At 63.6% G+C, this 25,858-nt stretch carries 26 protein-coding genes and 1 tRNA gene; 14 read left to right on the forward strand and 13 right to left on the reverse strand.

The window, feature by feature from the left end:
• Nucleotides 1–483: 483 nt before the first annotated feature.
• The 4 genes from KCN53_RS09180 to cpdR form a co-directional block, all read right to left on the reverse strand.
• Nucleotides 484–1,245, reverse strand: coding sequence for a crotonase/enoyl-CoA hydratase family protein (locus tag KCN53_RS09180; protein WP_088712640.1), 762 nt, complete (start codon nucleotides 1,243–1,245; stop codon nucleotides 484–486).
• A 141-nt stretch (nucleotides 1,246–1,386) separates the two neighbouring features.
• Nucleotides 1,387–2,070, reverse strand: coding sequence for a 6-phosphogluconolactonase (locus KCN53_RS09185; protein ID WP_088712639.1), 684 nt, complete (start codon nucleotides 2,068–2,070; stop codon nucleotides 1,387–1,389).
• 28 nt (nucleotides 2,071–2,098) lie between these two features.
• Nucleotides 2,099–2,173: transfer RNA gene (locus KCN53_RS09190), tRNA-Val, on the reverse strand.
• 63 nt (nucleotides 2,174–2,236) lie between these two features.
• Entirely contained in the window at nucleotides 2,237–2,626 is a 390-nt protein-coding gene (gene cpdR, locus KCN53_RS09195; protein WP_088712638.1) for a cell cycle two-component system response regulator CpdR, read from the reverse strand.
• Nucleotides 2,627–2,757: 131 nt separating this feature from the next.
• Here cpdR and KCN53_RS09200 point away from each other — a divergent pair, with 131 nt between their 5' ends.
• Nucleotides 2,758–3,612, forward strand: a complete 855-nt coding sequence (locus tag KCN53_RS09200; protein WP_088712637.1) for an N-formylglutamate amidohydrolase — start codon at nucleotides 2,758–2,760, stop codon at nucleotides 3,610–3,612.
• A gap of 148 nt (nucleotides 3,613–3,760) precedes the next feature.
• On the opposite strand, the gene KCN53_RS09205 is transcribed toward KCN53_RS09200, so the two are convergent.
• Nucleotides 3,761–4,294, reverse strand: coding sequence for a cytochrome b (locus KCN53_RS09205; protein ID WP_088712636.1), 534 nt, complete (start codon nucleotides 4,292–4,294; stop codon nucleotides 3,761–3,763).
• A 73-nt stretch (nucleotides 4,295–4,367) separates the two neighbouring features.
• Nucleotides 4,368–5,171 carry a SapC family protein gene (locus KCN53_RS09210; protein WP_088712635.1) on the reverse strand — a complete coding sequence of 268 codons (804 nt, stop codon included), beginning with the start codon at nucleotides 5,169–5,171 and terminating at the stop codon, nucleotides 4,368–4,370.
• A gap of 138 nt (nucleotides 5,172–5,309) precedes the next feature.
• On the opposite strand from KCN53_RS09210, the gene KCN53_RS09215 reads away from it, so the two are divergent.
• From KCN53_RS09215 to KCN53_RS09225, 3 genes are all read left to right on the forward strand, one after another.
• A complete protein-coding gene (locus tag KCN53_RS09215; protein WP_088712634.1) occupies nucleotides 5,310–6,704 on the forward strand; it encodes a leucyl aminopeptidase family protein in 1,395 nt (464 codons plus the stop codon).
• A gap of 143 nt (nucleotides 6,705–6,847) precedes the next feature.
• Complete coding sequence (locus tag KCN53_RS09220; protein ID WP_088713451.1) at nucleotides 6,848–7,189, forward strand: MarR family transcriptional regulator; 342 nt, start codon at nucleotides 6,848–6,850, stop codon at nucleotides 7,187–7,189.
• Nucleotides 7,137–8,045, forward strand: a complete 909-nt coding sequence (locus KCN53_RS09225; RefSeq protein WP_088712633.1) for a C40 family peptidase — start codon at nucleotides 7,137–7,139, stop codon at nucleotides 8,043–8,045. Before KCN53_RS09220 ends, KCN53_RS09225 begins: the two co-directional genes overlap by 53 nt.
• A gap of 23 nt (nucleotides 8,046–8,068) precedes the next feature.
• On the opposite strand, the gene ntrC is transcribed toward KCN53_RS09225, so the two are convergent.
• Genes ntrC through dusB form a run of 3 tightly spaced genes read right to left on the reverse strand, consistent with a single transcriptional unit; the run spans nucleotide 8,069 to nucleotide 11,594 of the window.
• On the reverse strand, nucleotides 8,069–9,505 hold the full coding sequence (gene ntrC / locus KCN53_RS09230) for a nitrogen regulation protein NR(I) (RefSeq protein WP_088712632.1): 1,437 nt from the start codon (nucleotides 9,503–9,505) through the stop codon (nucleotides 8,069–8,071).
• Entirely contained in the window at nucleotides 9,505–10,599 is a 1,095-nt protein-coding gene (locus tag KCN53_RS09235) for a two-component system sensor histidine kinase NtrB (RefSeq protein WP_088712631.1), read from the reverse strand. Before KCN53_RS09235 ends, ntrC begins: the two co-directional genes overlap by 1 nt.
• Entirely contained in the window at nucleotides 10,596–11,594 is a 999-nt protein-coding gene (gene dusB / locus KCN53_RS09240; RefSeq protein ID WP_088712630.1) for a tRNA dihydrouridine synthase DusB, read from the reverse strand. Before dusB ends, KCN53_RS09235 begins: the two co-directional genes overlap by 4 nt.
• Before the next feature lie 88 nt (nucleotides 11,595–11,682).
• Between dusB and KCN53_RS09245 the strand changes: the two genes are divergently transcribed.
• Both KCN53_RS09245 and KCN53_RS09250 read left to right on the forward strand, forming a co-directional pair.
• Nucleotides 11,683–12,828 (forward strand): bifunctional 2-C-methyl-D-erythritol 4-phosphate cytidylyltransferase/2-C-methyl-D-erythritol 2,4-cyclodiphosphate synthase, encoded by a 1,146-nt coding sequence (locus tag KCN53_RS09245; RefSeq protein ID WP_088712629.1) that lies wholly within the window; start codon nucleotides 11,683–11,685, stop codon nucleotides 12,826–12,828.
• Nucleotides 12,829–12,840: 12 nt separating this feature from the next.
• The gene (locus tag KCN53_RS09250) at nucleotides 12,841–13,350 is read left to right on the forward strand and encodes a CinA family protein (RefSeq protein WP_088712628.1); all 510 of its coding nucleotides are present in this window, start codon (nucleotides 12,841–12,843) and stop codon (nucleotides 13,348–13,350) included.
• Here KCN53_RS09250 and KCN53_RS09255 read toward each other — a convergent pair.
• From KCN53_RS09255 to KCN53_RS09265, 3 genes are all read right to left on the reverse strand, one after another.
• Entirely contained in the window at nucleotides 13,302–13,790 is a 489-nt protein-coding gene (locus KCN53_RS09255; RefSeq protein WP_088712627.1) for a type II toxin-antitoxin system RatA family toxin, read from the reverse strand. The genes KCN53_RS09250 and KCN53_RS09255 overlap by 49 nt on opposite strands.
• 263 nt (nucleotides 13,791–14,053) lie before the next feature.
• Nucleotides 14,054–14,836 carry an SDR family NAD(P)-dependent oxidoreductase gene (locus KCN53_RS09260; protein WP_224199554.1) on the reverse strand — a complete coding sequence of 261 codons (783 nt, stop codon included), beginning with the start codon at nucleotides 14,834–14,836 and terminating at the stop codon, nucleotides 14,054–14,056.
• Nucleotides 14,833–15,309: a MarR family winged helix-turn-helix transcriptional regulator gene (locus KCN53_RS09265; RefSeq protein ID WP_088712626.1), complete on the reverse strand. Its 477-nt coding sequence runs from the start codon at nucleotides 15,307–15,309 to the stop codon at nucleotides 14,833–14,835. Before KCN53_RS09265 ends, KCN53_RS09260 begins: the two co-directional genes overlap by 4 nt.
• Nucleotides 15,310–15,394: 85 nt before the next feature.
• Here KCN53_RS09265 and hppD point away from each other — a divergent pair, with 85 nt between their 5' ends.
• Complete coding sequence (gene hppD / locus KCN53_RS09270; RefSeq protein WP_088712625.1) at nucleotides 15,395–16,492, forward strand: 4-hydroxyphenylpyruvate dioxygenase; 1,098 nt, start codon at nucleotides 15,395–15,397, stop codon at nucleotides 16,490–16,492.
• Nucleotides 16,489–17,781, forward strand: a complete 1,293-nt coding sequence (gene hmgA / locus KCN53_RS09275; protein ID WP_088712624.1) for a homogentisate 1,2-dioxygenase — start codon at nucleotides 16,489–16,491, stop codon at nucleotides 17,779–17,781. The genes hppD and hmgA overlap by 4 nt, the downstream gene beginning before the upstream one ends.
• Nucleotides 17,782–17,796: 15 nt before the next feature.
• Here hmgA and KCN53_RS09280 read toward each other — a convergent pair whose 3' ends face one another.
• Nucleotides 17,797–18,324 (reverse strand): gamma carbonic anhydrase family protein, encoded by a 528-nt coding sequence (locus KCN53_RS09280; protein WP_088713449.1) that lies wholly within the window; start codon nucleotides 18,322–18,324, stop codon nucleotides 17,797–17,799.
• A 115-nt stretch (nucleotides 18,325–18,439) separates the two neighbouring features.
• On the opposite strand from KCN53_RS09280, the gene KCN53_RS09285 reads away from it, so the two are divergent.
• The 6 genes from KCN53_RS09285 to KCN53_RS09310 all read left to right on the forward strand — a co-directional run bounded on the left by KCN53_RS09285 (nucleotide 18,440) and on the right by KCN53_RS09310 (nucleotide 25,853).
• Nucleotides 18,440–19,429, forward strand: coding sequence for a glucokinase (locus tag KCN53_RS09285; RefSeq protein WP_088712623.1), 990 nt, complete (start codon nucleotides 18,440–18,442; stop codon nucleotides 19,427–19,429).
• Between the two features lie 292 nt (nucleotides 19,430–19,721).
• A complete protein-coding gene (locus KCN53_RS09290) occupies nucleotides 19,722–20,654 on the forward strand; it encodes a hypothetical protein (RefSeq protein ID WP_143712236.1) in 933 nt (310 codons plus the stop codon).
• Between the two features lie 3 nt (nucleotides 20,655–20,657).
• Nucleotides 20,658–21,272, forward strand: a complete 615-nt coding sequence (locus KCN53_RS09295) for a hypothetical protein (protein WP_054725869.1) — start codon at nucleotides 20,658–20,660, stop codon at nucleotides 21,270–21,272.
• A gap of 144 nt (nucleotides 21,273–21,416) precedes the next feature.
• Nucleotides 21,417–23,150, forward strand: coding sequence for an SIR2 family protein (locus KCN53_RS09300; protein ID WP_054725867.1), 1,734 nt, complete (start codon nucleotides 21,417–21,419; stop codon nucleotides 23,148–23,150).
• The gene (locus KCN53_RS09305; RefSeq protein ID WP_088712621.1) at nucleotides 23,147–24,562 is read left to right on the forward strand and encodes an argonaute/piwi family protein; all 1,416 of its coding nucleotides are present in this window, start codon (nucleotides 23,147–23,149) and stop codon (nucleotides 24,560–24,562) included. Before KCN53_RS09300 ends, KCN53_RS09305 begins: the two co-directional genes overlap by 4 nt.
• A 337-nt stretch (nucleotides 24,563–24,899) precedes the next feature.
• The gene (locus tag KCN53_RS09310; RefSeq protein ID WP_054725861.1) at nucleotides 24,900–25,853 is read left to right on the forward strand and encodes a chromate resistance protein ChrB domain-containing protein; all 954 of its coding nucleotides are present in this window, start codon (nucleotides 24,900–24,902) and stop codon (nucleotides 25,851–25,853) included.
• The last annotated feature ends 5 nt before the right edge of the window (nucleotides 25,854–25,858 follow it).

Below are 25,858 nucleotides of genomic sequence, written 5' to 3' on the forward strand. Positions count from 1 at the left end.
AGGTCGTCGCAGCAACGTGGCGGCTGCTAACGCCATTTCGGACCAAGACCAGACAGTCCGTTCCCGGCCCCACAAGCGACCTCCCTAGGCCTTATCATCAATCGCCCGGAGGACGGTTGGCATGCGACGGTTGACGTTCTCACTGCCCGGATTCAAAGGTGGTCCAAGGCGCTACAAACGGGTGGTACAAAGCCACCGTTTGCGCTGACAGAGGATGGCAGTTTTCTGCGGTTTTCAAAGTGCAGCGACCCCTCCCGTAGGGGTCACCAGCCGCTCTCGCGAAAACCTTGCGATCCCGGGTTTTCGCCACGCTTGCTGCGGCGTACCGGCTCTAGAGATTCCTGAATGTCAGCGACCGGCGCACGCTGATCGAGGCGTGCCGGCGCTGCTTCGCCCCCCTGTTCACAATCGAGGGACGTCCGCGCGAGCCGGCCAGGAGAGCGGCCGGCACTACCGCCCTCCCCGCCATGCTGGCGAACCGTATTACTTCCCCGTCCAGTTCGGCTTGCGCTTCTCTGCGAACGCAGCCGCGCCCTCGCGCGCGTCCTGGGACGTAAAGACGGGAGCCATCAGCTTACCCTGCCGCTTCCAGCGCTCCTCCATCGGCCAGCCACGCGATTCGTCGATGATCTGCTTCGAGACCTGCACCGCGAGCGGGCCATTCTCGTTGATCTTCGCTGCGAGCGCCTTTGCGGCCTCCAGCGCAGGGCCGTCCGTCACCTGATTGATCAGACCGATTTCGTAGGCGCGGGCGGCGTCGATGAAATCGCCGGTCAGCGCCAGCTCCATGGCGATCCGCTGGGGGACCTGGTCGGGCAGCCGAATGAGGCCGCCGGCGCCGGCCACAAGGCCGCGCTTCACTTCGGGAATGCCGAACTTCGCGCCCGCATTGGCGACGATCAGGTCGCAGGAGATCATCAGTTCGAGACCGCCGGCAAGCGCATAGCCTTCGACCGCGGCGATCAGCGGCTTTTTCGGCGGCGCTTCGCAAAGACCGCCGAAGCCGCGCCCGGGGACGGACGGCGTCTCGCCCTTGAGGAAGCCCTTGAGGTCCATGCCCGAGCAGAAGGTGCCGCCGGCCCCGGTCAGAATGGCGACGCGCAGCGAATCGTCGCTGTCGAGGCGGTCGAGCGCGGCGGCAATGCCTTCCGACGCCGCCTTGGTCATGGCGTTCTTGGCGTCCGGACGGTTGATGGTGATGGTAAGGATGCCGTCATCTTCGACGGTGAGGATTTCCTCGCTCATGGATCGCTCCCTGTCATTGTCGGGCCGCAGCCCCGTTGTTGGAGCGCGGACCCTACAGGATCGAAGCGGCGCGTAAGCCTCGCGGAATGGGCAAGGTATCGGCGAGCCTCCGCCCGCAGGCCGGGTGACGGCTCCGACCGGTCAGCCGGTAACGACGTGCGCGTCGACCGGGACCGTCAGCGACGAAATGATGCGCGCCGCGCTGCCGTCGCCATTTCCCTCGGCGGCCGCTTCGAGCGTATCCTGTTTCGCCGGGTCGTCGAGAGCGACGGTCACCGTGCGAGCGGAGCGAATGCTGTGGCCGGACAGAGCAACGAGCTCTTCACCGTCCCCGGTCCGGAGCGCGGCCGCACGGATATCGCCGGGGCTGTCGATGGCCTCGTCCAGATCGTCGCTGGCGACCAGCCCGGCCACGTCACCGCCGGAGGACATGGTCAGAAGAATGAGGTCGAAGGGCCAGCTGAGATCCTCGAGCCGTGCGTTCGCGGCGCTGCCGGCGAGCTTGTAGTCGGGGTTTTCGCTGCCCAGCGGCATGACGCGCGCGCCCTTCGGCATGAACAGGCGCGCAAGCTTCGCAACCTGCGAGCGCTCATCGTCCACCGCGACCAGATAGTCATGCGTCGGCACGATCGTGACATGGCGCCAGTCGCGCTTCTGCGCCGCGAGAGTCTCGTAGGCGGGCATCAGGAAGTCGGCGGCGGGCAGTGCAACGAGCGCGTCGCGGCGGGCATCGAGCGCGCTGTCGATGATGAAACCGATGTCCCCCGCAAGCGACCCGGCGAATTCTTCTGAATCCGCCGCATCCCACATTTCGAGTTCGGTCATGCGGCCTCGCGGGTCAGGGGGAAGAAAATGGTGGGCGCAGGAGGGTTCGAACCTCCGACCCCTGCGATGTCAACACAGTGCTCTACCACTGAGCTATGCGCCCCACCGGAAGACGGGCATGTAGCCGGGCGCCCCGTGCGGCGCAAGGGCCTATCTTCGCCTATTTTCAGGCAGCCAGCATGCGTTCGATTTCGGCCGTCAATTCGCGCAGGTGAAAGGGCTTCGACAGCACCTTCGCCCCTTGCGGCGCACCGGAGTTCTTCGACAGGGCAACGGCAGCAAAGCCGGTGATGAAAATCACCCGCATGCCCGGCTGCAGCTCGGCAGCGCGCTGGGCAAGTTCGATGCCGTCCATTTCGGGCATGACGATATCGGTCAGCAGGAGGTCATATCCCCCCTCCGTGAGATAAGGGATCGCCTCCGTACCGCGGTCAACCGCCGTCACGCGGTATCCGGCCCGCTCGATTGCGCGCTGAAGGAAGCCGCGCATCGAATCGTCGTCCTCGGCAAGGAGGATCCGCGGTTCCTGTGTTGCGCTTGGCTCCCCTGCCGACATCTTCTTCTTCCTGCTGTGTACGCGAATGCTGTCGCGCCGTTTCCTAGCCCTAACATTCTTAATGCCGCCTCAACAGCCGCGGCACGAGCGGAAGGCTCGACCTCCGCGCCGGTTGCGCTAAACAGAAAGGCATGACAGCGCCTGCCTTTACGGTTGCCGAGTGCCGCGGGCCCGTTCCGCCCCTGGTTCTCGCCTCGCCGCATAGCGGCCGGATCTATCCCCCAGATTTCCTCAACAGGATCACCTGCTCCGAACGCGACCTGAGGCAGGCCGAAGATGCCTGGGTCGACCGGCTGGTCGAACCGGCGGCGCAGGAGCTGGACCTCCCGCTCCTGAAGGCACGCTATGGGCGCACCGTGCTCGACCCCAACCGCGCCCCCGACGATCTAGACCCTGCGCTCATCGATATGGACGCCAAGGGGCCGGGAAACGTTCGTACCCGGGCCGGACTGGGAGTCATCCCGCGCGTCGCGAGGCCCGGCGTTCCGCTCTATTCCGGAAAGCTGACGCGCGCCGAAGCCGACATGAGACTGGACGCGATCCATCGGCCCTATCACGACCAGCTGAGAACAATGCTGAAGCGCGCCTATGATGCGAACGGGTTCGCCATCCTGGTTGACTGTCATTCCATGCCGCCGCTGCCGACATCCGGCGGACGTCCCGCCTCCCAAATCGTTCTGGGTACGGGACATGGCAAAAGCTGCGCGCCCGGGATAGCCAGGGCACTCGAAGCAACATTGTCAGCCTATTATCGCGTGGGGATCGACGAGGTCTATGCGGGCGGCTGGACGACGCTGCACTATGGCAAACCTGCGCGCGGATATCATGCCGTGCAGCTGGAGGTCGAACGAACGCTCTACATGGACGCCGGGTCTCTGCTACCAACCGACTCCTTCGGAGATGTGAGCCGGCGACTGTCCGAAGCTATCGGCGCGCTATATCGCGCCTATCCGGGCATCAGCCGCCTGCCGCAAGCGGCGGAATAAACGAAAAAAGGCCACCGTCTCGCGCGAAAAGCGACCGAGCGGTGGCCAAAGTCGACAACAGCGTCGTGAAAAAGGGGCAAAACACGACGTTGGACCCTCAAAGTGGGAAGTGTTCGCCGAATGTTCAACCAGTCCGGCGGGGCGACATTCAGCCGCGCCCGGCGCCCGGGAGCATCCGCGCCAAGATCGCATCGCGGTCCAGAAACTGGTGCTTCAGAGCGCCAAGCACGTGAAGCACGAACAGAATGACGAGCAGGGCCGGTGCCTGCTCATGCACCTCGTGCCAAAGCTGGCGCGGGACGAGCCCGAGTTCCGGTATCTGGAACAGACCGAACAGATGCAGCGACCGCTCGTCAGTTACGGCGAACGCCCACCCGCTGAGCGGGATCAGAACGAGGAAGACGTAGAAGCCGATATGCGTCGCGCGGGCGAGGACACGCTCCCACGCCGCCATATGTACAGGCAGGGGCCGAAAGCCCTCCGCAAGCCGGGTCACGATACGGACCAGCGTCAGCACCAGAATTGTGATCCCGACCGACTTGTGCAGCATGTAGCCGGTGCCGATGCGGGGATCGCCCTCGGCCATCCCGTCGAGAATGTTGATACTGACGAACTGGAACAGCACCAGAAGCGCGATGAGCCAGTGAAGCGTGATCGTCAGGACGGAATAGCGCGCTGTCATAAGCGCAAAGAGGCCCCGCTTTTTCTCGCCGGTCAAGGAGAAATAGAGCGGGACCTCCTAAAAATGTCGCTCGTTAGAGCTTGCCTTCGGCCTCTACGGCAGAAGCGGGATTCTGCTGGAGAGCAGGATTGGCGCGGGCGAAATGCTCGCGAATGATCTGCATCGACATCAGATGTGCGTAGACCAAAGCAAGCGCACCGTTGCTGACCAGCTTGCGCGCCTGATCGCCGCGCATGTCCTTAAGCTTCTGCTCGTTGACCATGCGGAACCCGCGATAGACGTTCGGCTTCTCGGCGCCGGGGGCCTGGATCGCCACCTCGCCGTCCATCAGCAGGTCGGCATTCTTCAGCTCGGCGACGAAGGCGTGCGTGCGCGAGATCGACTTCTCATATTCCTCGCAGAAGTTGAGAACATTCTGCAGCACCTGCGACTGCTCGCCATTCTCGAACAGCTTGTTGTCGAACTCGGGGCCCAGTTCACCGGACGTCTGGTCGAAGCAAAGCGAAAGGTCCTGGCTCTCGCTAGACGTGCGCGCCAGAAGGAAGGGATAGCGGCGGATGAAAGCCGGCACATAGGTATTCTTCATCCAGGTGCCGTCATCTTCCAGATAGAGATTCTCGCCTTCCTTCAGGCCGAGAAGCGCAAGCGGGGTCGGCGTTTCGGCGGCGGAGAACACGATCGGGAAGAAGCGGTGCGCCGCGGCAAACTCGTCGACGGTCACGGGAATGGCGTGCACGCCCCGGGTGAATTCCAGGGACTCGCGCGGCTTCACGCCGAAATCGGCATGAGCGCTCGAAGAGAGCGGCGTGATTTCCTTGTAGAACAGCGGAAGCTTCGGCGCGGCGTCCTGCGCACCGCTCGTCGGTGTGGTAGCCATGTATCTGGATCCTGGTCGAATTAATGGGACTACGAGAATTCGTATAGCTGCCTGTCATAAGGACGCGGCGGAACGCCCGCAAGCGGAGGAACATTACGCCCGTATGACAAGCCCGTTCAATGCCCTAAGGCCAGCCGCATGACCGATTTCGCCGATACGCTTGCCCTCGACCGCGGGCAGGACGCCCGCACCATCCGGATCGTAGAGGAAGGAAAGGTCGAAGCCTGGAAAGCCGATCTGAGCCCTCGCGCCCGCGCCAGCGTCGATGCCTCCCCCTCCTTCGGGAAGGCCGGCAGCCACGCCATCCTGCCCGGCCAGGACGCGGAGGAATGGAGCGTGGCCTTCGTCGCCAGCGAGGATTTCAACATCTGGCGCCTAGCTGGATTGCCCAAGCTGCTGCCCGAAGGCACCTACCGACTGGAGGGTGAGCGGCAAACCGAGGCCGATGCGCTGGGCTGGGCGCTCGCCCATTACAGCTTCGACCGGTACCGCGGCGACCCACAGGCGCTTTCTCCGCGCTGCCTGCTGGTGAGCGACGAGAAACTACTTGAGCGGGCCGTCTCCGAGGCGAACGCACAGGCGCTGGTGCGCGACCTCGTCAATACGCCCGCCGAGGATATGGGGCCGGCCGATCTGGAAGCCGCGGCCCGCGCGCTTGGAGATGAATTCGGCGGGACCGTGGCAGCGATCACCGGAGCAAGTCTGCTCGAAAAGCGCTTTCCGATGATCCATGCGGTCGGTCGCGCCGCCGCGCCCGGACGGGAGCCGAGGCTGATCGAACTGAACTGGGGCCGCGAAAGCGATCCGCGCATCGCGATCGTGGGCAAGGGCGTCTGCTTCGATAGCGGCGGGCTCGACGTTAAGTCGGCGTCGGGCATGCGGCTGATGAAGAAGGACATGGGCGGCGCAGCGCACGCACTCGGGCTCGCCCGCCTCGTCATGGAAGCGGGCCTGCGGGTTCGCCTGCAACTGCTGATCCCGGCCGTCGAAAATAGTGTCTCCGGCGATGCGCTGCGGCCGGGCGACGTCGTGAAGACGCGCAAGGGCCTTTCGGTCGAAATCCATAATACCGACGCGGAAGGCCGCCTCGTCCTCTGCGACGCGCTGGCCTATGCCGAGGAAAGCGATCCTGACTTCGTCGTCGACTTCGCCACCCTGACGGGCGCGGCGCGCGTGGCGCTGGGGCCGGATCTGCCGGCGATGTTCGCCCGGCTGGACGATACCGGAGAGGCGCTGGTACGCAGCGGCACGCTGCGCGAGGATCCGGTATGGCGCCTGCCGCTGTGGGAGAACTACCTGCAAATGCTGAACTCCGATATCGCCGACCTCAGCAATGCCGCAACCGGCGGATTTGCCGGCGCCGTGACGGCGGCACTCTACCTGTCCAGTTTCGTCGACAAGAGCCGCGACTGGGTGCACCTCGATACCTACGCCTGGATGCCGGCCAACAAGCCGGGCCGCCCAAAGGGCGGGGAAGCGCTGGGCCTGCGCGCAACCTTCCAGCTGATCGCCGATCGTTACACGACTGGCTGAGCGGAATATTAAGTATATCGAAAAGGGTTTCGTTAAGTTACCATGCGCTTTCCTGCCGGGGCCAAATAGGCGGGAAAGGGCCGAATATGAGCACTGAACAAATCCGCATCGGATCGGACGCAGGGGCTACCCTGTCCGACTGGATGCACACCTTGATCGCCTATGTCCGGTCTGCACGGCCGGACCTTACTAATCGGCAAATGGCACTGTTGCTGCTTGTCTATCTGACCCCGGGACCCCATACGGTCCGGGCACTGGCTGCGAGCCTTTCGGTCTCGAAACCGGTCGTCACAAGGGCACTCAATACACTGGGAGCGTTCGGTTATATTCGCCGGCAGAAAGATGAAAGCGACCTTCGCAACATATTCGTCGAACCCACGGATGCCGGGCGGGAATTCCTGTCCGAATTCTCGGCGCTGATCGAGGCCGCCAATGCCGACAAAGCCGAACGAGACATCCGGGGAGCCGAACCTCTCCACAGCTGACGAAAGCAGCGAGGCCCCCGACCCGCGCCTCAATGCCTATAATGCCGACGTTGCCGACAGCGCCCTGCAGGGCCGCGTCGAGGCGCGTCGCTTCGCCGTTCCCGTACCGCACCGCCTAGTAGAAGGCGTCTCCGAGATGATGCGCGCGGAGCCCGATCCCGCCGCGGCCGCCGTCAGCGAACTGCTGCCCGGCCAGCGGTTCGACATCGTCGACGACAATGACGGCTGGGCTTTCGGCTATTCCGCTCATGACCATTATGTCGGCTATGTGCGCAGCGAGTTCCTGCGCAGCGATGCGCCGACGCGGACCCACCGGATCATCGCCCCGCTCGCCCTGTGCTTCCAGCGCCCCGATATCAAGTCGGGTGTCACAATGACCTTGCCGCTGGGTGCGGAAATTGCAGCCGAGCAGTTCGATGAGAATTTCCTGCGCCACAGAAACGGCACCTTCGTGCACCGGCGGCATGTCGGCGCCATCGAAGCCTATGCGCCCGATCACATGGAAATCGCGGAGTTTTTCCTGGGTACGCCGTATAAATGGGGCGGTCGCAGCAGGTCGGGCATCGATTGTTCAGGCTTGGTGCAGGTGGCACTCTCCGCCTGCGGTATCTTCGTGCCGCGCGACAGCGATCTGCAGGCGGCGGAGATCGGCGAGGAAATCGATCCCGCTGAACTGAGACGCGGCGATCTCGTCTTCTTTCCCGGACATGTTGGCTTCATGGAAGACGAGACGCGCCTTCTACACGCCAATGCGCATTGGATGACGACGCTGATCGAGCCGCTCGACGATGTCGTGCGCCGGCTGTCTCAGACGTCGCCGAACCCGGTGGCGGCCACTCGGCGGATAACTCCCTAGCGGCCAATCTTACAGGTTGCGGGTTAGTCGCGCGCGCGGAAATCCAGCGCGTCGATGTTCCGGCTTTCCAGCCTGGCCCTCAGTGTATTGCGGTTCATGCCGAGCAGCTTCGCGGCGCGTATCTGGTTGCCTTGCGTATGCGAGAGCGCCGCGCGCAGGATCGAGGGTTCGACCTCTGCAAGGACATGCTCGTAAAGGCCCTGCTCGTCGGTTTCGTCGATCTGAGACAGAATTTCGAACGCGCGCTGCTCGGCGAGCCCGGCAAGGTCCGCGTCGGTCGCCGCCGGCTGACGCTCGGTACGGGTCGTCCTTCCCAGCGCCTCGATAACGGCATCCTCATCAAGGAGGTCTTCACGCGCGAGCGCTGCCATGCGCCTGATGAGGTTCTGCAGCTCGCGCACATTGCCCGGCCAGTCATGCTGTTCGAGGCGCGTGATGGCGGCGGAGGAAATCGACTTTTTCGGAAGCCCTTCCTCGGCTGCCAGCTTGAGGAAATGCCGGGCAAGCTCGCCGATATCGGCGCGCCGATCGCGCAGGGGAGGCATGGCGATGGGAACGACGTTCAGGCGGTAGAAGAGGTCCTCGCGAAACGTACCGGCCTCGATCGAGCGGCGGAGATCCTGGTGCGTGGCGCAGATGATCCGGACATCGGTTCGAATCGTGCGTGCACCGCCCACGGGCTGGAATTCGCCGCTTTGAAGTACCCGCAGCAGCCGCGTCTGCGTGTCCATCGGCATGTCGCCGATCTCGTCGAGAAAAAGCGTACCCCCCTGCGCCTGCTCGAAGCGGCCGGTGCTGCGCGCCTGGGCGCCCGTGAAGGCCCCCTTCTCGTGACCGAACAGCTCGGTCTCGATCAGCTCGCGCGGGATCGCGGCCATGTTGACGGCGACGAAGGGCCCTGTCCGGCGCGGCCCGAGATCGTGAACCGCGCGCGCCACAAGCTCCTTGCCGGTGCCGGATTCGCCCAGGATGAGCACGGTCAGGTCCGTCGGCACCACACGCGCGATAAGGCGGTAGACGTCCTGCATCGCGGGCGAGCGCCCGATAAGCGGCAGATCGTCACCCGGCTCATGGTCGGGCTCCGCGCCCGCCTCGTCGCGGTCGAGTGCCGCGGCCACCGCGCGGCCCAGCTCATCAAGATCGAAGGGCTTGGGCAGATATTCGAACGCACCGCGCTCGGTAGCGCGCACCGCCGTTGCGAGCGTGTTCTGCGCGCTCACCACGATAACGGGGAGGCCCGGGCGCCGGGCCTGGAGTTCGGGGACGAAGTCGAGCCCGTCTCCATCGGGGAGGCCGACATCGGTGACAACGACATCGCCGACGCCGCTTTCCAAAAGGCGGTTCAGGCCGGACAATGTGTCGGTCGTCCGGACCAGATGCCCCTTGCGGATAAGCGCCTGCCGCACAACGGTGCGGATGGCGGCATCGTCGTCCGCGACAATAACGGTCGCCTGCGTCATCAGCCGGCCTTCGGCAACAGCAGCCGCAGGACCGTTTCGCCGGCCCGGTCGTCGCGCGCATATTCGATATGGCCCTGATGGTCGGCCGCGACCTTTGCAGCGAGGGCGAGACCCAGACCGCCGATTCCACGCTTCGAGCTGACGAACGCATCGAACAGATTGTCCGCGATCTCGGGCGGCGCCCCCGGACCGTCGTCGATGACACATACCTCGATCGGAACCGCCACGCGTGAGCGGCCCGTCGCGGTGGCCATCTTCAGGCCGTGGCGATAGGCCGTCGTAATCCTGATGCGTCCGCCGGACCCGGCCGCCTCATAGGCGTTCCTGACCAAATTGAGAAAAAGCTGCACCAGGCCGTCGCGGTCGGCCGGCACTTCCGGCAACGACGGGTCGTAGCTCTCCTCGATACGGATGCCCTCGGCCTCCGCCAGCCGCCGCACATGGGCGAGGATCGAGTGAATATTGGTTGGCTCGAGCCGCCCGGGCCGGGGGTCGGTAAAGCGCTCCATGCGGTCGATGAGGGTGCGGATGCGCTCGACCTCGTCGATGATGAGCTGGGACAGCTCCTCACGCCCTTCACCGTCCGTATCGCCGCCGAGAAGCTGCGCAGCGCCGCGAATGCCCGACAGCGGATTCTTGATCTCGTGCGCCAGCATCGCCGCCAGCGCCGTCGCGGACCGGGCGGCGCCGCGATTGTCCGCCTGCCGCTCGACCAGTCCCGCCACGCTGCGCCGCTGGAAGACCACGGCGAGGAAATCGTTATTCTCGGCAATCGGTCCGACAAGCACGTCCGCATCTCGCGTGGTGCCGTCGACGAAGGCGATTTCGAGCCCGTACGCGCCGAGTTCGCTGCCCGCCTGCGCCGCTTCCGCGATCAGAGACTTCACCGGGCTGTCGGGCGGGAGAATCCCCTCCCAGCCACGGTCAGCAAGAGCGGTTTCGGAGCGGCCGAACATCATCTCGGCGGCGGGATTGCAGTTGGCCGGGTGGCCCGCCCGGTCGACCAGCACGACGGGTACGGGGATAGCGTTCAGCACCTCCGTCGGCGCCGGGGCTCCCCCACGCCAGACTTTCAGCGGCGCCAGCAGGCTCACGCTGCGATACGCTCCCGGTACGGCTCGTAAAATTCGGCAAGCATGGTCTTCACCTTCGCCGAGTCAGGTTCCTGGTTCACGCGGTTACGGAATTCCGCGGAGCCGTGCAGGCCCTTCGTGTACCAGCCGATATGCTTGCGGAACATGTTCACGCCGTTCTGCTCTCCATAGAGCGACAGAACCATATCGTAATGCTCCTTGATCAGCTGATATTGCTGCCAGGGGGTGGGCGCCGGCAAATCCGCGCGGCCCGACAGCGCGCCCATCATCTGGGACAAAAGCCAGGGTTTGCCATAGGCACCCCGCCCCACCATGACGGCATCGGCACCCGACTGCTCGAGGGCGGCACGGGCATCCTCAACCGAGCAGATGTCGCCGTTGACCACGACCGGAACCGAGACGGCGTCCTTCACCCGGCGGATGAAGCGCCAGTCCGCCGTCCCGCGATACATCTGGCAGCGCGTGCGCCCATGCACGGTAATCATGTGAACGCCGAGATCCTCGGCAATGCGCGCAAGCTCCGGCGCGTTCAGGCTGTCATGATCCCATCCCATGCGCATCTTCAGCGTCACCGGCACATCGACCGCCTTCACGGTCGCGTCCACCAGGCTCGCCGCCAGCTTCAGGTCGCGCATCAGGGCGCTGCCGGCATGGCCGTTGACGATCTTCTTCACGGGACAGCCCATGTTGATATCGATGATCGCCGCGCCGCGGCCCTCGTTCAGCTTCGCCGCCTCGGCCATCACCTGCGGATCGCAGCCGGCAAGCTGCATGGAGACAGGTTCCTCGATCGGGTCCCACGCCATCTGCTGCATCGAGCGTTTGGTTTCCCGGATCGCAGCCTGGCTGGCGATCATCTCGGTCACCGTCAGTCCGGCGCCATAGCGTTTTACGAGCTTCCTGAACGGACCGTCGGTGACACCGGTCATCGGCGCCAGGATAACCGGCTCCTCGATCCGCACGGGACCGATCTGAATGGGGGTCAAGTCGGGCATGGAGTCAAATCTGCACAAAATTAAGGCGCAAGAGTAAGCGTTCGGAGGCTGTTCCACAAGAAGAACGCACGTTAGAGGGCCGCCGGAGATGACCGTGCATTGCCTGATCGTTGCGGCGGGCGTCGGCGCCCGCGCGGGCGCCGGCCTTCCCAAGCAATATCGTCCCTTGGGCGGCCAGCCGCTGCTGCGCTGGTCTGCCGAACGGCTGAGCGCGGACCCGGCCATCGCCTCCGTCCGGGTCGTCATCCAGCCGGATCATCAGGCCGCATATGACGCGGCGACGGAAGGCTTGCCGCTAAGCGCCCCGGTCACCGGCGCAGACAGCCGCCAAGGGTCGGTGCTTGCAGGGCTGAACCTCCTGGAAACGGAAGCGAGCGGCGCGGAAGACGACATCGTCCTGATCCATGACGCGGCGCGGCCCTTCGTAACGCGCGCCGTGACAGCCCGCCTTCTGGCGGCGCTGGATACTGATCAGGGCGCGATTCCCTCCCTGCCCGTGGTCGACAGTCTCCGACAAGGCAAGACGCACGTGGAAGGCGAAGTGGCGCGTGAGGGCCTGCACCGCGTACAGACACCGCAGGCGTTTCGCCTAGCCCCGCTTCTCGCCGCCCATCGCGCAGCCGTACCCGGCGCGACCGACGATGCGGAAATCGCCAGGGCTGCCGGGTTGTCGGTCGCCCTCGTCAAAGGCGACGAGGGCCTGTTCAAACTGACCTATGAAGACGACTTCCAGCGCGCCGAGCGACTGTTGGCCGGACGGGGTTTCCGGACCGGCACCGGCTTCGACGTTCATCGGTTCGAGCCCGGCGGTCACGTTACGCTGTGCGGTGTGGCGATACCGCATGGGGCGGGCCTGAAGGGGCATAGCGACGCCGATGTCGGGCTGCATGCGCTGGTCGACGCGCTTCTAGGCGCCCTCGCCGCCGGCGATATCGGCGATCATTTCCCGCCCAGCGATCCGCAATGGCGCGGCGCCCCCTCCGCCGAGTTCGTCGAACACGCTCGCAGGCTCGTTGCCGCAGCGGGCGGCGTTGTCGAGCATGCCGACATAACCCTGATCTGCGAGCGCCCGAAAGTCGGTCCCTACAAGGAGCAGATGCGCCGGCGGATCGCGCAGTTGTTGCGCGTCGAGCCCGGCAGAATTAGCGTCAAGGCGACGACGACAGAGCGCCTCGGCTTTACCGGCCGGGGCGAAGGAATTGCCGCACAGGCGGCTGCCACCATCAGGATCTGACCGGAGAGACGGATGTCCGCGCTATTTCCCGAGCGCATCGAACGGCTAGCTGCCGACGTGATCGAACGAAACCGCGAAGCGGGCCGGCGCGTCGCGCTGGCAGAGAGTTGTACGGGCGGCCTTGCCGCCGGCGCCCTGACGGAAATTCCCGGCTCTTCCGCGGTGCTGGACCGGGGTTTCGTGACCTATTCGAACGAAGCCAAGCGACAGGTGCTCGACGTTCATTCGGACGTCATCGAAACGTTCGGGGCCGTCTCCGTCGCGACGGCCTGGGCAATGGCGCTGGGCGCGCTCGAAAAGAGCGGCGCCGATGTCGCCGTTGCGATTACGGGGATTGCCGGCCCCGATGGCGGAACCGATAAGAAGCCGGTGGGCACGGTCGTGTTCGCGTGCGCAACACGCGGCGCGGACCCGGAAGAAATCGTCGCCGACAGCCACCTGTTCGAGAATAGCGGGCGAACCGGCATCCGCCTTCAGGCAGTGGAATGCGCGCTGGAACTGCTGCTGCCGGAGTCGGACTGAGCCTCAGGAGCGCCGTAAACGTCACGCGCGCGCTTTTCGAAGGCCGCAACCATCCGGCGGAACGCTTCATGAAAGAAGCTGCCGGCGAGACGCTCGAACAGCTTCTGCTTGAACTCGAAATCCACGAAGAAGCAGATGTCGGTGCCGCCATCGTCGGCAACGTCAAATCGCCAGTCATTCTTCAGATAGCGAAGCGGCCCGTCGAGATAATCGACGTGGATGTGGTGCGGCCGGTCGAGCGCAACCTTGCTGGTGAAGGTCTCCCGAACCATACGGAAGCCGACCATCAGGTCGGCCACGAGCTCCGTCTCACTGCGCGAACGCACACGGGTGGCCACTACCCAGGGCAGGAACTCCTCATAGCCGCCAACATCCGCAACCAGATCGAACATCTGCGTCGGCGAATAGGGAAGATGGCGCACTTCCTTGTGGCGTGGCATCGCGGGCGAAGCTCCTTTCTCCGCCTCACTTAGGGGCTCCGAGCCGGCTTTTCGAGGCTGGTCGCCCGTACAGCCGCAGAAATCCGCCAATCGCCATAAAAAGGCCCTGCGGCTGCAAGGCAGCGGCAGGGCCGAGGTTCAATTGCCGAGAGAGGGAGCAGGCCGCGTACGGCCGACTGCTCAGTCAGCGCTGTCTGCCATGATAACGAATGTTAAGCGCTGAGGGTCCAGTCCGGATGAATTTTTTTTGCGAAGGGGCGAAGCTAGGCGTTCTTGATCGTCAGTCCGCCGTCGACCGGTATCGCCGTGCCCGTCAGGAAGCTGGCAGCGGGAAGCACACAGGAGAGCGTCATATGGGCAACCTCCTCAGCTATGCCGTAGCGCCTGAGCGCCGTGCGGCGCTTTGCGAATATCTGCTTATGCTCATCCGGAATGGAGGAGACGAGCGGCGTATCTATCGGCCCCGGGCAGATACAGTTTACCGTGATCCCTTCCCTGCCGAGATCCACCGCGAGACCGCGCGTCAGACCGATCACGCCGTGTTTGGCCGCACTGTAGGGACTGTTGCCGGGCGTTGCCCCCAGTCCTTCGGTCGACGCGACATTGACGATGCGCGGAGCGTCGCTTTTGCGAAGCCATGGCAGTGCGGCGCGGATGGTGCGCTGATGCGCCGACAGCATGACCTCGATGCTGCGCCCCCACGATTCCTCGTAGCTCTCCTTCGCGACATCGGCGGGGATCGCGAATCCGGCATTGTTCACGAGAATGTCGATGGCGCCGAACGCCTCGCCGATCGCGGCGATTACCGTTTTGATCGCGTCCCGGTCGCTCACATCGAGCGCCCAGGCACGCGCCGTGCCGGGATGGCCTTCCGCGGCAATCTCCGCGACGACCTCGGCGCATTTCTGTTCGTCGAGGTCGGTCACCGCAACGTTCGCGCCCTCCGAAGCGAACAGATGCGCCGTGGCCCGCCCCATGCCGCTTGCCGCGCCCGTAACGATCGCCGTCCGGCCCGCGATCGACCTGCTGAGTTTCGTATAGGTCACTTGTCCTCCCCCTGTTCCTGACGCCGTGCGGCGGCGCTGGCAGCTTGCTCCACCCTGTCGAGCAGCCGCTCCATTGTCTTTAGTTCATGCTCGTCGAAGCCGCCGAAAATCTCGGCCTCGAGCTGCAACGCCTTCGGTGCGATCCGTTCGTAGAGGTCGGTACCCGCCGCGGTAAGCTGCAGATGATGGGAGCGGCGATCAGCATCGTTCGCCCGGCGCTCGAGCAGGCCGCGGCCGACAAGGGCCGCCGCCGCCCTGCTGACGGTGACCTTGTCCATATGGGTGCGCGCGCAGAGCTGCTGCTGGGTCATGGGCCCCTCCGCTATGACGGCAACCAACCTCCATTCGGGAATGCGAAGCCCGAAGAGGGATCGGTAAGTCTCTGCAATCGCGTCCGAAACGAGATTCGAGACATAGGAAAGACGATAGGGGATGAACTCGTCGAGACGGAGCTTTCGCAGGGGTTCGTTCATTGATCCCATGATTGACGCTCGCGCCGGCGAAGTCTATCCGCGGCGATAAAGTTTCAATCGTAACTATTTCACGCCGGAGGCATTCATGACCGATCACAGCTCTAACCCGGCCGGGCTCGACGGCTTCGAATTTCTGGAATTCGCCGGCGACAGAGACAAGCTGGACAAGATGTTCCGCCAGCTGGGGTTCACCGCGGTGGCGAAGCACCGGTCGAAGGACGTCACCCTCTACCGGCAGAACGGCATCAACTTTCTGCTGAACAGCGAACCGCGCTCGCACGCGTCCTATTTCGTCGAAGAGCATAATGAGGGCGCCTGTGCGATGGGCTGGCGCGTGGCCGACGCCGCAGCTGCCTATGAGCAGGCCATCGAGAAAGGCGCCGAACCGGCGCGGCTGGAAACCGGCTGGATGGAATTGAAGCTGCCGGCTATCAAGGGAATTGGCGGATCGCTGATCTATTTCATCGACCGCTTCGGCGACGATGGTACGATCTACGATATCGACTTCGAATTCTTCGAAGGAGTCGACCGTGATCCGGTCGGCGCGAATTTGCAGATCATCGATCACCTGACCCACAATGTCTATCGCGGGCGGATGAAGTTCTGGGCGGAGTTCTACGAGAAGCTCTTCAATTTCCGCGAGATCCGCTACTTCGACATCAAGGGCGAGTATACCGGCCTGACGTCGAAGGCGATGACGGCCCCCGATGGCAAGATCCGCATTCCCCTGAACGAGGAGTCGAAACAGGGCGGCGGCCAGATCGAGGAGTTCCTGCTGGAGTTCAACGGCGAGGGCATCCAGCACATCGCCCTCGCGACCCCGGACATCTACAAGACCATCGACCAGCTGCGCGAGAACGGCCTGCCCTTCATGACGCCGCCGCCCGAGACCTACTATGAGATGCTGGAAGAGCGTCTGCCCGGTCACGGCGAGCCCGTGGACGAGATGAAGGCGCGCGGACTCCTGCTCGACGGGTCGACCGAGGATGATGACCCGCGCCTCCTCCTTCAGATTTTCACGGGCAATCTGATGGGCCCTGTTTTCTTCGAAATCATCCAGCGCAAGAAGGATGAAGGTTTCGGCGAAGGGAATTTCCGCGCGTTGTTCGAATCCATCGAGCGCGACCAGGTCCAGCGCGGCGTCCTGAAGGTGGAGGATGCGGAGACGGTCGAAGCGGCGTGAGCGGCCTCAGCTACCTAACCGGATTCGGCAACGAGTTCGCCAGCGAAGCGGTCCCCGGCGCACTTCCGGTGGGCCGCAACTCGCCGCAGCAAGCGCCGTTCGGGCTCTATGCCGAACAGCTGTCGGGTACGGCCTTTACCGCGCCGCGTTCCGAAAACCGGCGGTCCTGGCTGTACCGGCTGCGGCCGACCGCAACGCATAGGCCGTTCGAGCCTCTGAAAGAGACATCCCGGCTGGCCACTGCCCCCGACCCCAGAGCCGAGTTGACGCCGAACCGTTTGCGTTGGGACCCCCTGCCCTACCCGAAAGAGGCGACCGATTTCGTGGACGGCCTGACCAGCTATGCCACCAATGGCGATGCGCATACGGGAGTCGGCACAGGCATTCACCTGTTCTGCGCAACGGCGGACATGGACCGGAAGGCGTTCTTCAACGCCGACGGAGAGATGCTGATCGTGCCCCAGCATGGCATGCTGCAGGTCGACACCGAGTTCGGCAGAATGGAGCTCCCCCCGCTGCATGTCGGCGTCATCCCGCGCGGTGTGCGGTTTCGCATACGCCTGCAGGACGGCAAGGCCCGGGGTTATGTGTGTGAAAATTACGGCTTGCCGTTCCGGCTGCCCGACCTCGGCCCCATCGGCGCGAACGGGCTCGCCAACCCGCGCGATTTCGAAACACCCGCAGCCTGGTTCGAAGACCGTGACGAGCCGTTTGAGATCGTACAGAAATTTCAGGGCGCGCTATGGCGCAGCGAGCTCGACCATTCGCCGTTCGACGTCGCGGCCTGGCACGGCAATCTTGCCCCCTATCGCTACGACCTCAGCCGCTTCAACACGATCGGAACGGTCAGCTTCGATCACCCCGATCCGTCGATTTTCACCGTTCTGACATCGCCGAGCGCGGTGGCGGGAACGGCGAATTGCGATTTCGTCATCTTTCCCCCGCGCTGGATGGTCGCGGAAGACACGTTCCGCCCGCCCTGGTTCCATCGCAACGTCATGAGCGAGTTCATGGGCCTGATCCACGGCGCCTATGATGCGAAGGAAGGAGGCTTCGCGCCGGGCGGCGCGTCGCTGCACAATCAGATGTCGGGACATGGCCCCGACCGGGCCAGCTATGACAAAGCCGTCGTCGCGGCGCTCGAACCGGTGAAGATCGAGGACACGATGGCTTTCATGTTCGAATCGAATCTCGTGTTCCGGACGACCGCCGAAGCGCTCCGCCTGCCCGGCTGTCAGCCCGACTATGACGAGGCCTGGGCCGGCTTCGAGAAAGCGAAGCTGCCTTAGGCGGTCCGTGGGCGTCTAATCCGCGACCTTCCTTAGGCCCTCGCCGAACTCCCTGCCCTTCTGCACATAGCTCGCCGCACTCGCCTTCAACATCTGCACCGCATTGTCGTCGAGTGTCCGGATCGCCTTTGCCGGCGCGCCGACGATCAGACTGCGCGGCGGAAACTCCTTGCCTTCGGTAACGAGGGCGCCCGCAGCGATGATGCACTCTTCGCCGATCTTCGCATGGTTCATGACCGTTGCGCCCATGCCGACGAGCGTTCGGTCGCCGATGGTACAGCCATGAAGGATGGCGTGATGACCCACCGTCACATCCTCTCCCACCACAAGCGGCACGCCCGGGTCCGAGTGCAGCATCGCACCCTCCTGCACGTTCGACCGTTCGCCGACCGAAATCTTCGTATTGTCCGCGCGAATGACCGCGCCGAACCAGACGGTCACCTCGGCGGAAAGCTCGACCTCGCCGATCACGTCGGCCGACGGCGCCACCCACGCGCCGCTGCCCAACTTCGGTTCCTGACCCTGAAATTCGTAGCGCGCCATGATCGTCCCCTCGATATCCACTTGTTGCGAAGCGACTTAGGCGTTCGCCAGCCGGTCGGCAAATCGTCCAGCAAGGGAGGTGACGGGGACGCGCGCGCCTTGCTAAGCCCTTTTCATGCGCATCCTGGTAGCGGATATCGGCGGGACAAATGCTCGCTTCGCCATCGCCGATATCGGCGAAGACGGCGCCATTGCCCTAGGGAAGGATCAGCGTTTCCCCTCGGTTGACTATCGCGCGCTCGGTGAAGCCGCTGCCGCCTTTGCAGCGCAGCAGGACGAACCGCTGCCCGAGGCGGCGGGCCTGGCAATCGCCGCCCCCGTACGAGGGTCACGAATTGAGTTTCCCAACAGCGACTGGGTGGTCGAGCCGGTCCGCATTGCGGACCAGCTACGTCTGAGCAGCCATGTCCTCATCAATGATCTCGTCGCGGCCGCCTATGCCGTAGACGAGGTGACGGGCCCTGACCTTGTCCACCTGGCCGGCCCGCAATCGGAACCGAGGGGCGAAAAAGGCGTCTCGACGGTCGTCGGGGTCGGCACGGGGCTCGGGGTCGCGATGCTCTACCGTGAGAACGGGCGGCGGCATGCCCTGCCGACCGAAGGCGGGCATTCGGGCTTCGCCCCCGTCGACGAGTTCGAGGATCGGCTGCTGCACCATCTTCGCAAAAATCATGACCGTGTCAGTGTCGAGCGCGTTACCTCCGGCATGGCCATGCGACCGATCATGGAGATTCTTGCCAGCGAACGCGGTGAACCCGCGCCCGCAGGAAACGACCGCGATCTGTGGGCGAGCGCCCTAAACGGCGACACAGACTTCGCGCGAGATGCTCTCGGCCGGTTCCTTGCTATTCTCGGCACGGTCTGCGGCGACATTGCCCTGACCCATGGGCCGGGTCCCGTCATTCTCGCCGGCGGGCTGGGCCAGCGGCTTGCGCCGCATATTGCATCCTCGCGCTTTGGCGAGAGGTTCGCGGCGAAGGGGCGCTATGCGAAGATGATGAAGGATCAGCCGGTCTATCTCATTGCCCACCCCGAACCGGGATTGCTGGGCGCGGCGGTGGCCTATCGGGACCATCGCTTGAACCAGACGCCGACCAAAACATGACGCAGGTGGGGTGGCGCGAGCCCCCCGACGAACCGACCTGAAGATGGCGCCCCGCCCTGGATAAACATAACGAATACACATCGCCGTTTGCACTCCTATAGAACCGCCGCCGCGCGCCTGTAGCCGCCCTATGGCGTAGTGCGACGCCGCTGATTATTCGAGAAGCATCGGGGGTAGGATCAACGGCCCACACTTTCGAGCCTCCCGATGGCAAGTTGCCTCTGCCGCCGCCGTAGATACCGCTTGGTCGGATTGCGTAGTGCAATTACCTCGGCAGATGAGGGGAACGCGATTGAATCCTTGGCCAGTGATACCCGCCGACGTTGTTGCCTGGTTCCGTGGCGTCTTCGCGGACGCAAACCGCCACGTATGTGAGCGCCTGGCCAATCTCCCCAATATCCGCGAGACATCGCTCGATGACGGATTGATTGAAGCGCTGATCCCCAACAGTGCGCCGACGCTCCTGCCTTCGGGCGCGATCATCCGCATGGATACTCACAACATCGGTGGTTTGCGGCGCCTAGGCGCTCCCCATTGGGATTGGGATTTTCCGCAACGCCGGCGTTGGGAAACGGCGGATATTGCGATCCTCGTCTTCGTCTATCGACAAGACAAGCTGGTGGCGAAGAAGATTGGCCTGCTCCAATCCAAACGTCTCTTTCCGACTAACCATGATGTCGAAGACGAAGATGAAATTGGTTTCCTTCATGGCATGAATGCGTTCATCCGCCGCGATGGGCAGCAAGCAGCCGCCGCACTCCACCGAACCTACAGCTTCGACGAAACCTGCACCTTCGCCGCAATTCAGGCTGGACACCGACAGGTCGAACTGATCGACACGCTCAATCGGGATTTCGGCAAGGCCGTCTTCTACCTGCTCTACGCACCGCCTGAGCTTCCCTACGCAGTTACCTACCCCCTGCGAAAACGAATCCGCGTTGGCGACATGCCGGTCGGAAATCGGGTGGTCGATGCCGACAACCTCCACCGCGCTCTTGTCGAACTCAATGACGGCCAATCTCCCACCTTCAGCCTGCTGAAATCCGCCTGCGTCGGGCGGGATTGGCCGCTCGAAACCTGGGCTGCCGATCTGCTGCTGACCTGTCAGGTTGGACAGCAGTTCGATGACAGCAATGACGATCGCGTCCGCTATTTCCTCGAACGCCGATCGGGGCCCATTGGGGCGGCTCTCGCTGCATCAATTACCCTGCCGGGCGAGGCCTGAGCCGTGCGAAGTGGCGATATCCCCTTCAAGTTCGATCTGACCGATCTCCTCGCCCGCGCTCGCCGCCAAGTCGCTGGCCGGATAGGTGACGTCACCTTGAACTTGCCTTTCATCAGCATTGCGGTCAGCCCTAAAGATCGCGAGCGCCGTGTGGCGCGCGAGATCGTCCTCCGTTTGCGCGATCGGCGCGTCCTATCTGCGTGGGAATGTTGCGACGATTGCATCGAGAGAGCTCTCACTTCGCTCAAGGAAATCCGCCAGTTGATCGTCGACAAAGAGGTGGAACTCGCCGAGTTGCAGGACGGACCGCTGTTCCTTCTGCTCGATGCGATGGCGACTGGTATTCGACAGTTTATGACTTACGAGGAGCTGTTGCGGCGCGACAAGGATGCGCCCCCGCATCCACGTTTCGGCGAGTTTCATCGACCGCCGGACGTGCGCCAAGCCTATTTCGACGGCCTCGAAATCTTACGCGGACACCTGAGCCGGTGTCTCGGGCAGATCGCGCTCATTGCCGGCATGCCCGTGCCGACCGAAGGCATCATTGAGAACTACCAGGGGCCGTGGCAGCTAGAAGCCTACGAGGCGCCGCCTCTGCTGCCACCACCCCCCGAATGACCTGCGCTACGGCTGCTCGGAAGCCCAGGCGCTTACAACGGTGGCGTCGCTTCCCGCACCTGCCGATCACAAGGTTGAGCCTAGAGAACCATTAGAGAACAAAATCTGCTGGCGAAGGCTTGTGGATCGGTTAGGCATGGGCGGATGGAGAGCATAACGAGCCCGAGCGAGCTATCGAGCGATGACTTTGTGCGGCGCTTCGCGCTGCGCCCCGGCCAATTAATGTGGCTCCTTGGCGCGGGTGCGTCGGTTTCAGCCGGCATCCCCAGCGCTTGGGATATGATCTGGCAATTCAAGCAAACGTTGTTCGTTGCCCAACGCAAGGCGTCGCCGCAGAGTGTCGCCGATCTCGGTAATCCTGCGATCCGCGCGCTGTTAGACTCGCACATTGCGAGTTCCGAGCGACTACCGTCGCCGGGTTCACCGGATGAATACGCGGCGCTCTTCGAAGCAACCTACCCGGTGGAGCGCGATCGCACGACTTTTATTCAAGGCATGATTAGCGGCGCGAAGCTGGCCTATGGCCATCTTGCCCTCGCCTCGCTTCTAAAAGCGGGCCACACTCAGCTCGTCTGGACGACCAATTTCGACCACTTGATCGAAGATGCCTGCGCGAGAACGTATGGCACAACGGGCACGTTGAGCGTCGTTGCACTCGACGCTCCGGAACTGGCGGGGCAATTGATCGGCGCGCAAAAATGGCCCATCGCAGTGAAGCTGCACGGCGATTTCCGCTCGCGTCGGCTTAAGAACACGACCGATGAGCTGCGCCAGCAGGATGCGGCGCTTCGTCAGCAGCTCGTGGATGCCTGCCGACGATCCGGCCTCGTAGTCGCCGGCTACAGCGGACGCGACGATTCAGTGATGGACGCGCTTGAAACGGCGCTCAATCAGCCGGGCGGTTATCCTGGCGGACTGTTCTGGCTGCATCGCGGTAGCGATCCACCGCTCGGGCGGGTCATCCGACTTCTCCAGCGCGCCAGCGACGCGGGCGTTGAGTGCGGGCTGGTGCGGATTGAGAGCTTCGATGAGATATTACGTGATCTCGTGCGGCTGCTGCCCGCGCTCGACACATCCGCTCTCAACGCGCTGGCAACAGGACGGTCGCGCGTGTCGGGCGCTCCCGAGCCCTCGGGCCAGCGGGGCTGGCCCCTCATTCGGCTCAACGGGCTTGCCGTCACCATCCCGGCCAATTGCCGCAAGCTGGTATGCACGATCGAGGGTGTCGCAGCGGCGCGTTCGGCGGTCGCCGAGGCGAACGCGCGCCTGATCGTGACGCGCACGCAAGCGGGCGTGCTCGGTTTCGGCAGCGATGCCGAGTTCCGTCGAGTGTTCGACCCGTTCGGAATCACTGCGTTCGATCTGGCCACCTTCGAGAAGCGGCGCCTGCGCTATGAGTCCGGCGAACGCGGCCTGCTACGCGATGCCTTGGTAGAGGCGCTGTGTGCCGCCAAGAATGTTCGTGCGATCCGCCGCCGCAGCGCTGATTTGCTCGTGCCAGTAGATCCCGCCGACAGCGCATGGGATGGGCTTCGCGCGATAACTCATCAGACGACTGGCACCGTGCCCAAACACCCGGACCTGAAATGGCACGAGGGGGTCGGGGTCCGGCTTGACTGGGCAGACGACGGTCTTTGGCTGCTGCTTGATCCAAAGATCGTGTTTGAGGGTGTCACGGACGCGACCAAAGCGATCACCGCCGACTTCGCGCGCGAACGGACGGTGAAGCGCTATAATCGTGATCTCGATCGGCTTATCGATTTTTGGGCAAAGCGCCTTGCCGGCGAAGCGCTTCTGGCGCTGTCGATTGGCGACGGGATCGATGCTCGCTTCGCAGTCGGGAAGAACACGGCCTTCTCCAAGCTGGTGCAGCCATGACGAGCGAGATCGCCCCGACCATATGGTATCCCGAACCCGAGCTGGTGTTCCATCCCGAGCGAACGAGCGAGCGGGACATTCATCCGCTGCGCGGGCTCAAGCGGTTCGGCCCCCATTCGCGCGGATTGGTGCAATCGCCGATCCGGGTAGCGACGCTGGCCCCGAAGGGCGAGTCCGAGCGACTGTTCGCATTCATGCGTGAGCTGAGCCAGAGCGTGCGCCCGGTCGAGCGAACCGACTATCTGCCGGATTGGCCGGGCTTCAATACCGTGTTCGACATGCGCGTGACGGCGGCAACCAAGAAATGCCGTGTCGAGCTGGACGGATCGTTTGAGAGCGAGATGGCACAATCGGCGATGCCGCACGTGTTGCTCGCCGAACAGCTCGTTCGTGCGATCCAGCCCCTTGAGGCGTTCCGCAGCGACTTCGATGTCTTGTTCATCTACCTACCGCAGCGGTGGGAGCGTGGCTTCTACGGCGCGGGGGACGATTTCGATCTCCACGATCATCTCAAAGCCTATACGGCCGCGCGCGGGATGCCGATCCAGATCGTGCGCGAAGACAAGGCGCTCGCTTATCGCTGCCGTGCGAGCGTGATGTGGCGAGTCGGGCTGGCGCTGTATGCCAAGGCCGGCGGCGTTCCCTGGAAGCTAGCCGACGTGGACCCAGAAACAGCCTATGTCGGCATTTCCTATGCGGTGCGGTCGAACGGTGCCGACAAACCGCGATTTGTGACTTGTTGCAGCCAGGTGTTCGACGCGGAGGGCGCCGGCTTGGAGTTTATCGCCTACGATACCGCCGACGTGCAGGTGCAACGCGATAATCCCTTTTTATCGCAGGCTGAGATGTTCCGTGTCATCACGCGGTCGATGACGCTGTATCGTCACCGGCATGGCGGACGCTCGCCGCGCCGGGTCATGGTCCACAAATCGACCGAGTTCAAAGACGCAGAAGTGCTCGGCTGCTTCGAGGCACTACCGCTGTGCGAGGCGGTCGATTTGATTCAGGTGGTCGAGGATGTGGGCTGGCGCGGCGCGCGTTGGGAACGCGACCAAGCCAATTCGGGAGGTAAGGCGGCGGCGTTTCCAATTAAGCGTGGCTCACTGATCGGGCTTGGCGAGCGCGAGGCACTACTGTGGATGCACGGTGCCGTGGAGACTTTGGGACCGAAAACCTATTTTCAGGGTCAGCGCGGCACGCCGCGTCCGATCCGACTTGTCCGCCATGCCGGGCACGGCACGTGGGACGACAGCGCCCGCGCGGCGCTCGCCTTGTCGAAGATGAACTGGAACAATGACGGGCTGTATGATCCGCTACCCGTAACGATGAGTTATGCGAAGGTGCTGGCGCGCGTCCTCAAGCGCATGACGAATCTAGGCAGCACACCCTACCAATTCCGATTCTTCATGTAGTGAAAGTTCGTTGCACCCACAGGATTCGAACTTTTTGCCGTCGATGGCCGCCGTGCCTACGATCGTGTTAACACTGAGTTTTCGCTGATCGTAGCCTGTGCGGCTGACGCGCACAAACGGCGGCCGGCGGCGGAATTTGGTGCCCCGTGCAGGATAAACATAACGAATACATCCCGTTGTTCCTACTACCGTAGCGCCGCCAAACACCGAAACGAGCCAGCGATCGTCGCCGTCGAACGTCGCTTGCGCTTCGCCCGCAATCCGCACCCTTCCTGAACCGTTGCAGGATGGAGATATACGTGTTTCATTTCAACATCGGAAATGATACATATGCGTTATGGACGCTTCGCAAGACTCCGAGCATTGGCTAGCATTGCTGCACCAAATCCCTGCGAAGCCGCCCTATCTGCGTGTGAAAATCTGGCGCCGCTTGCAGGCGATTGGCGCAGTGCCGCTCAAGAACGCTGTTCATGTGCTCCCCCGTCGCGAGGAGAACGAAACCGCATTTCGCGACCTGCTGGCAGAGATCACGACCAGCGGCGGCGAGGCGGTGCTGATCGACGCGCAGATGATCGAAGGCCAGAGCGACGTTGAGCTCCGCCAGCTTTTCGACGCTGCGCGGGATGCCGATTATGACGAGCTGGCCCAAGCCGCACGGCAGTTGCTCGACACTGGGCCGGCGTCGGGGACCGAGATCTCAAAACTCCAGCGACGGCTTTCTGAGATTGTCCGGCTCGACTTCTTTGGCGCGCACGGTCGTCAAGGTGCCGAGGCGGCGCTGCGGGATTTGGACGAGAAGCGTTACGCCCATCCCGACGTCGGCCGCACAGGCGAAGCGGCTGCGGTGTCGCCCGCTGACCTCAAGCATCGCGTCTGGGTGACGCGGCGCGGCGTCCACGTCGATCGCATCGCCTGCGCTTGGCTGATCCGACGATTCATCGACCCCCACGCGAGCTTCAAGTTCGTCGATGGCAGGAGCTACACGTCCGATGCCGGCGAGCTGCGCTTCGATATGACCGATGCCGAGTTCACCCATGAGGGCGATCGGTGCAGCTTCGAGACCCTGCTGCTACGCGCCGAGCTGGACGGCGATCCGGGATTAGCCGCGATCGGGGAGATCATCCACGACCTCGACATCGGCGACGACAAGTTTGAGCGGCCGGAAACGCCGGGACTCAGCGCGATGCTGTCAGGCGTGTGCGCGACGTTCGATGACGATCTCCAGCGCATCGCCGGTGCCGGCGACGCGCTCGATGGCTTCTACGCCTACTTCACCCGGCAAAACCCGTGAAGTCG

The sequence above is a fragment of the Pacificimonas aurantium genome (assembly GCF_020092905.1).
In the GTDB taxonomy this organism is placed as follows: domain Bacteria; phylum Pseudomonadota; class Alphaproteobacteria; order Sphingomonadales; family Sphingomonadaceae; genus Pacificimonas; species Pacificimonas aurantium.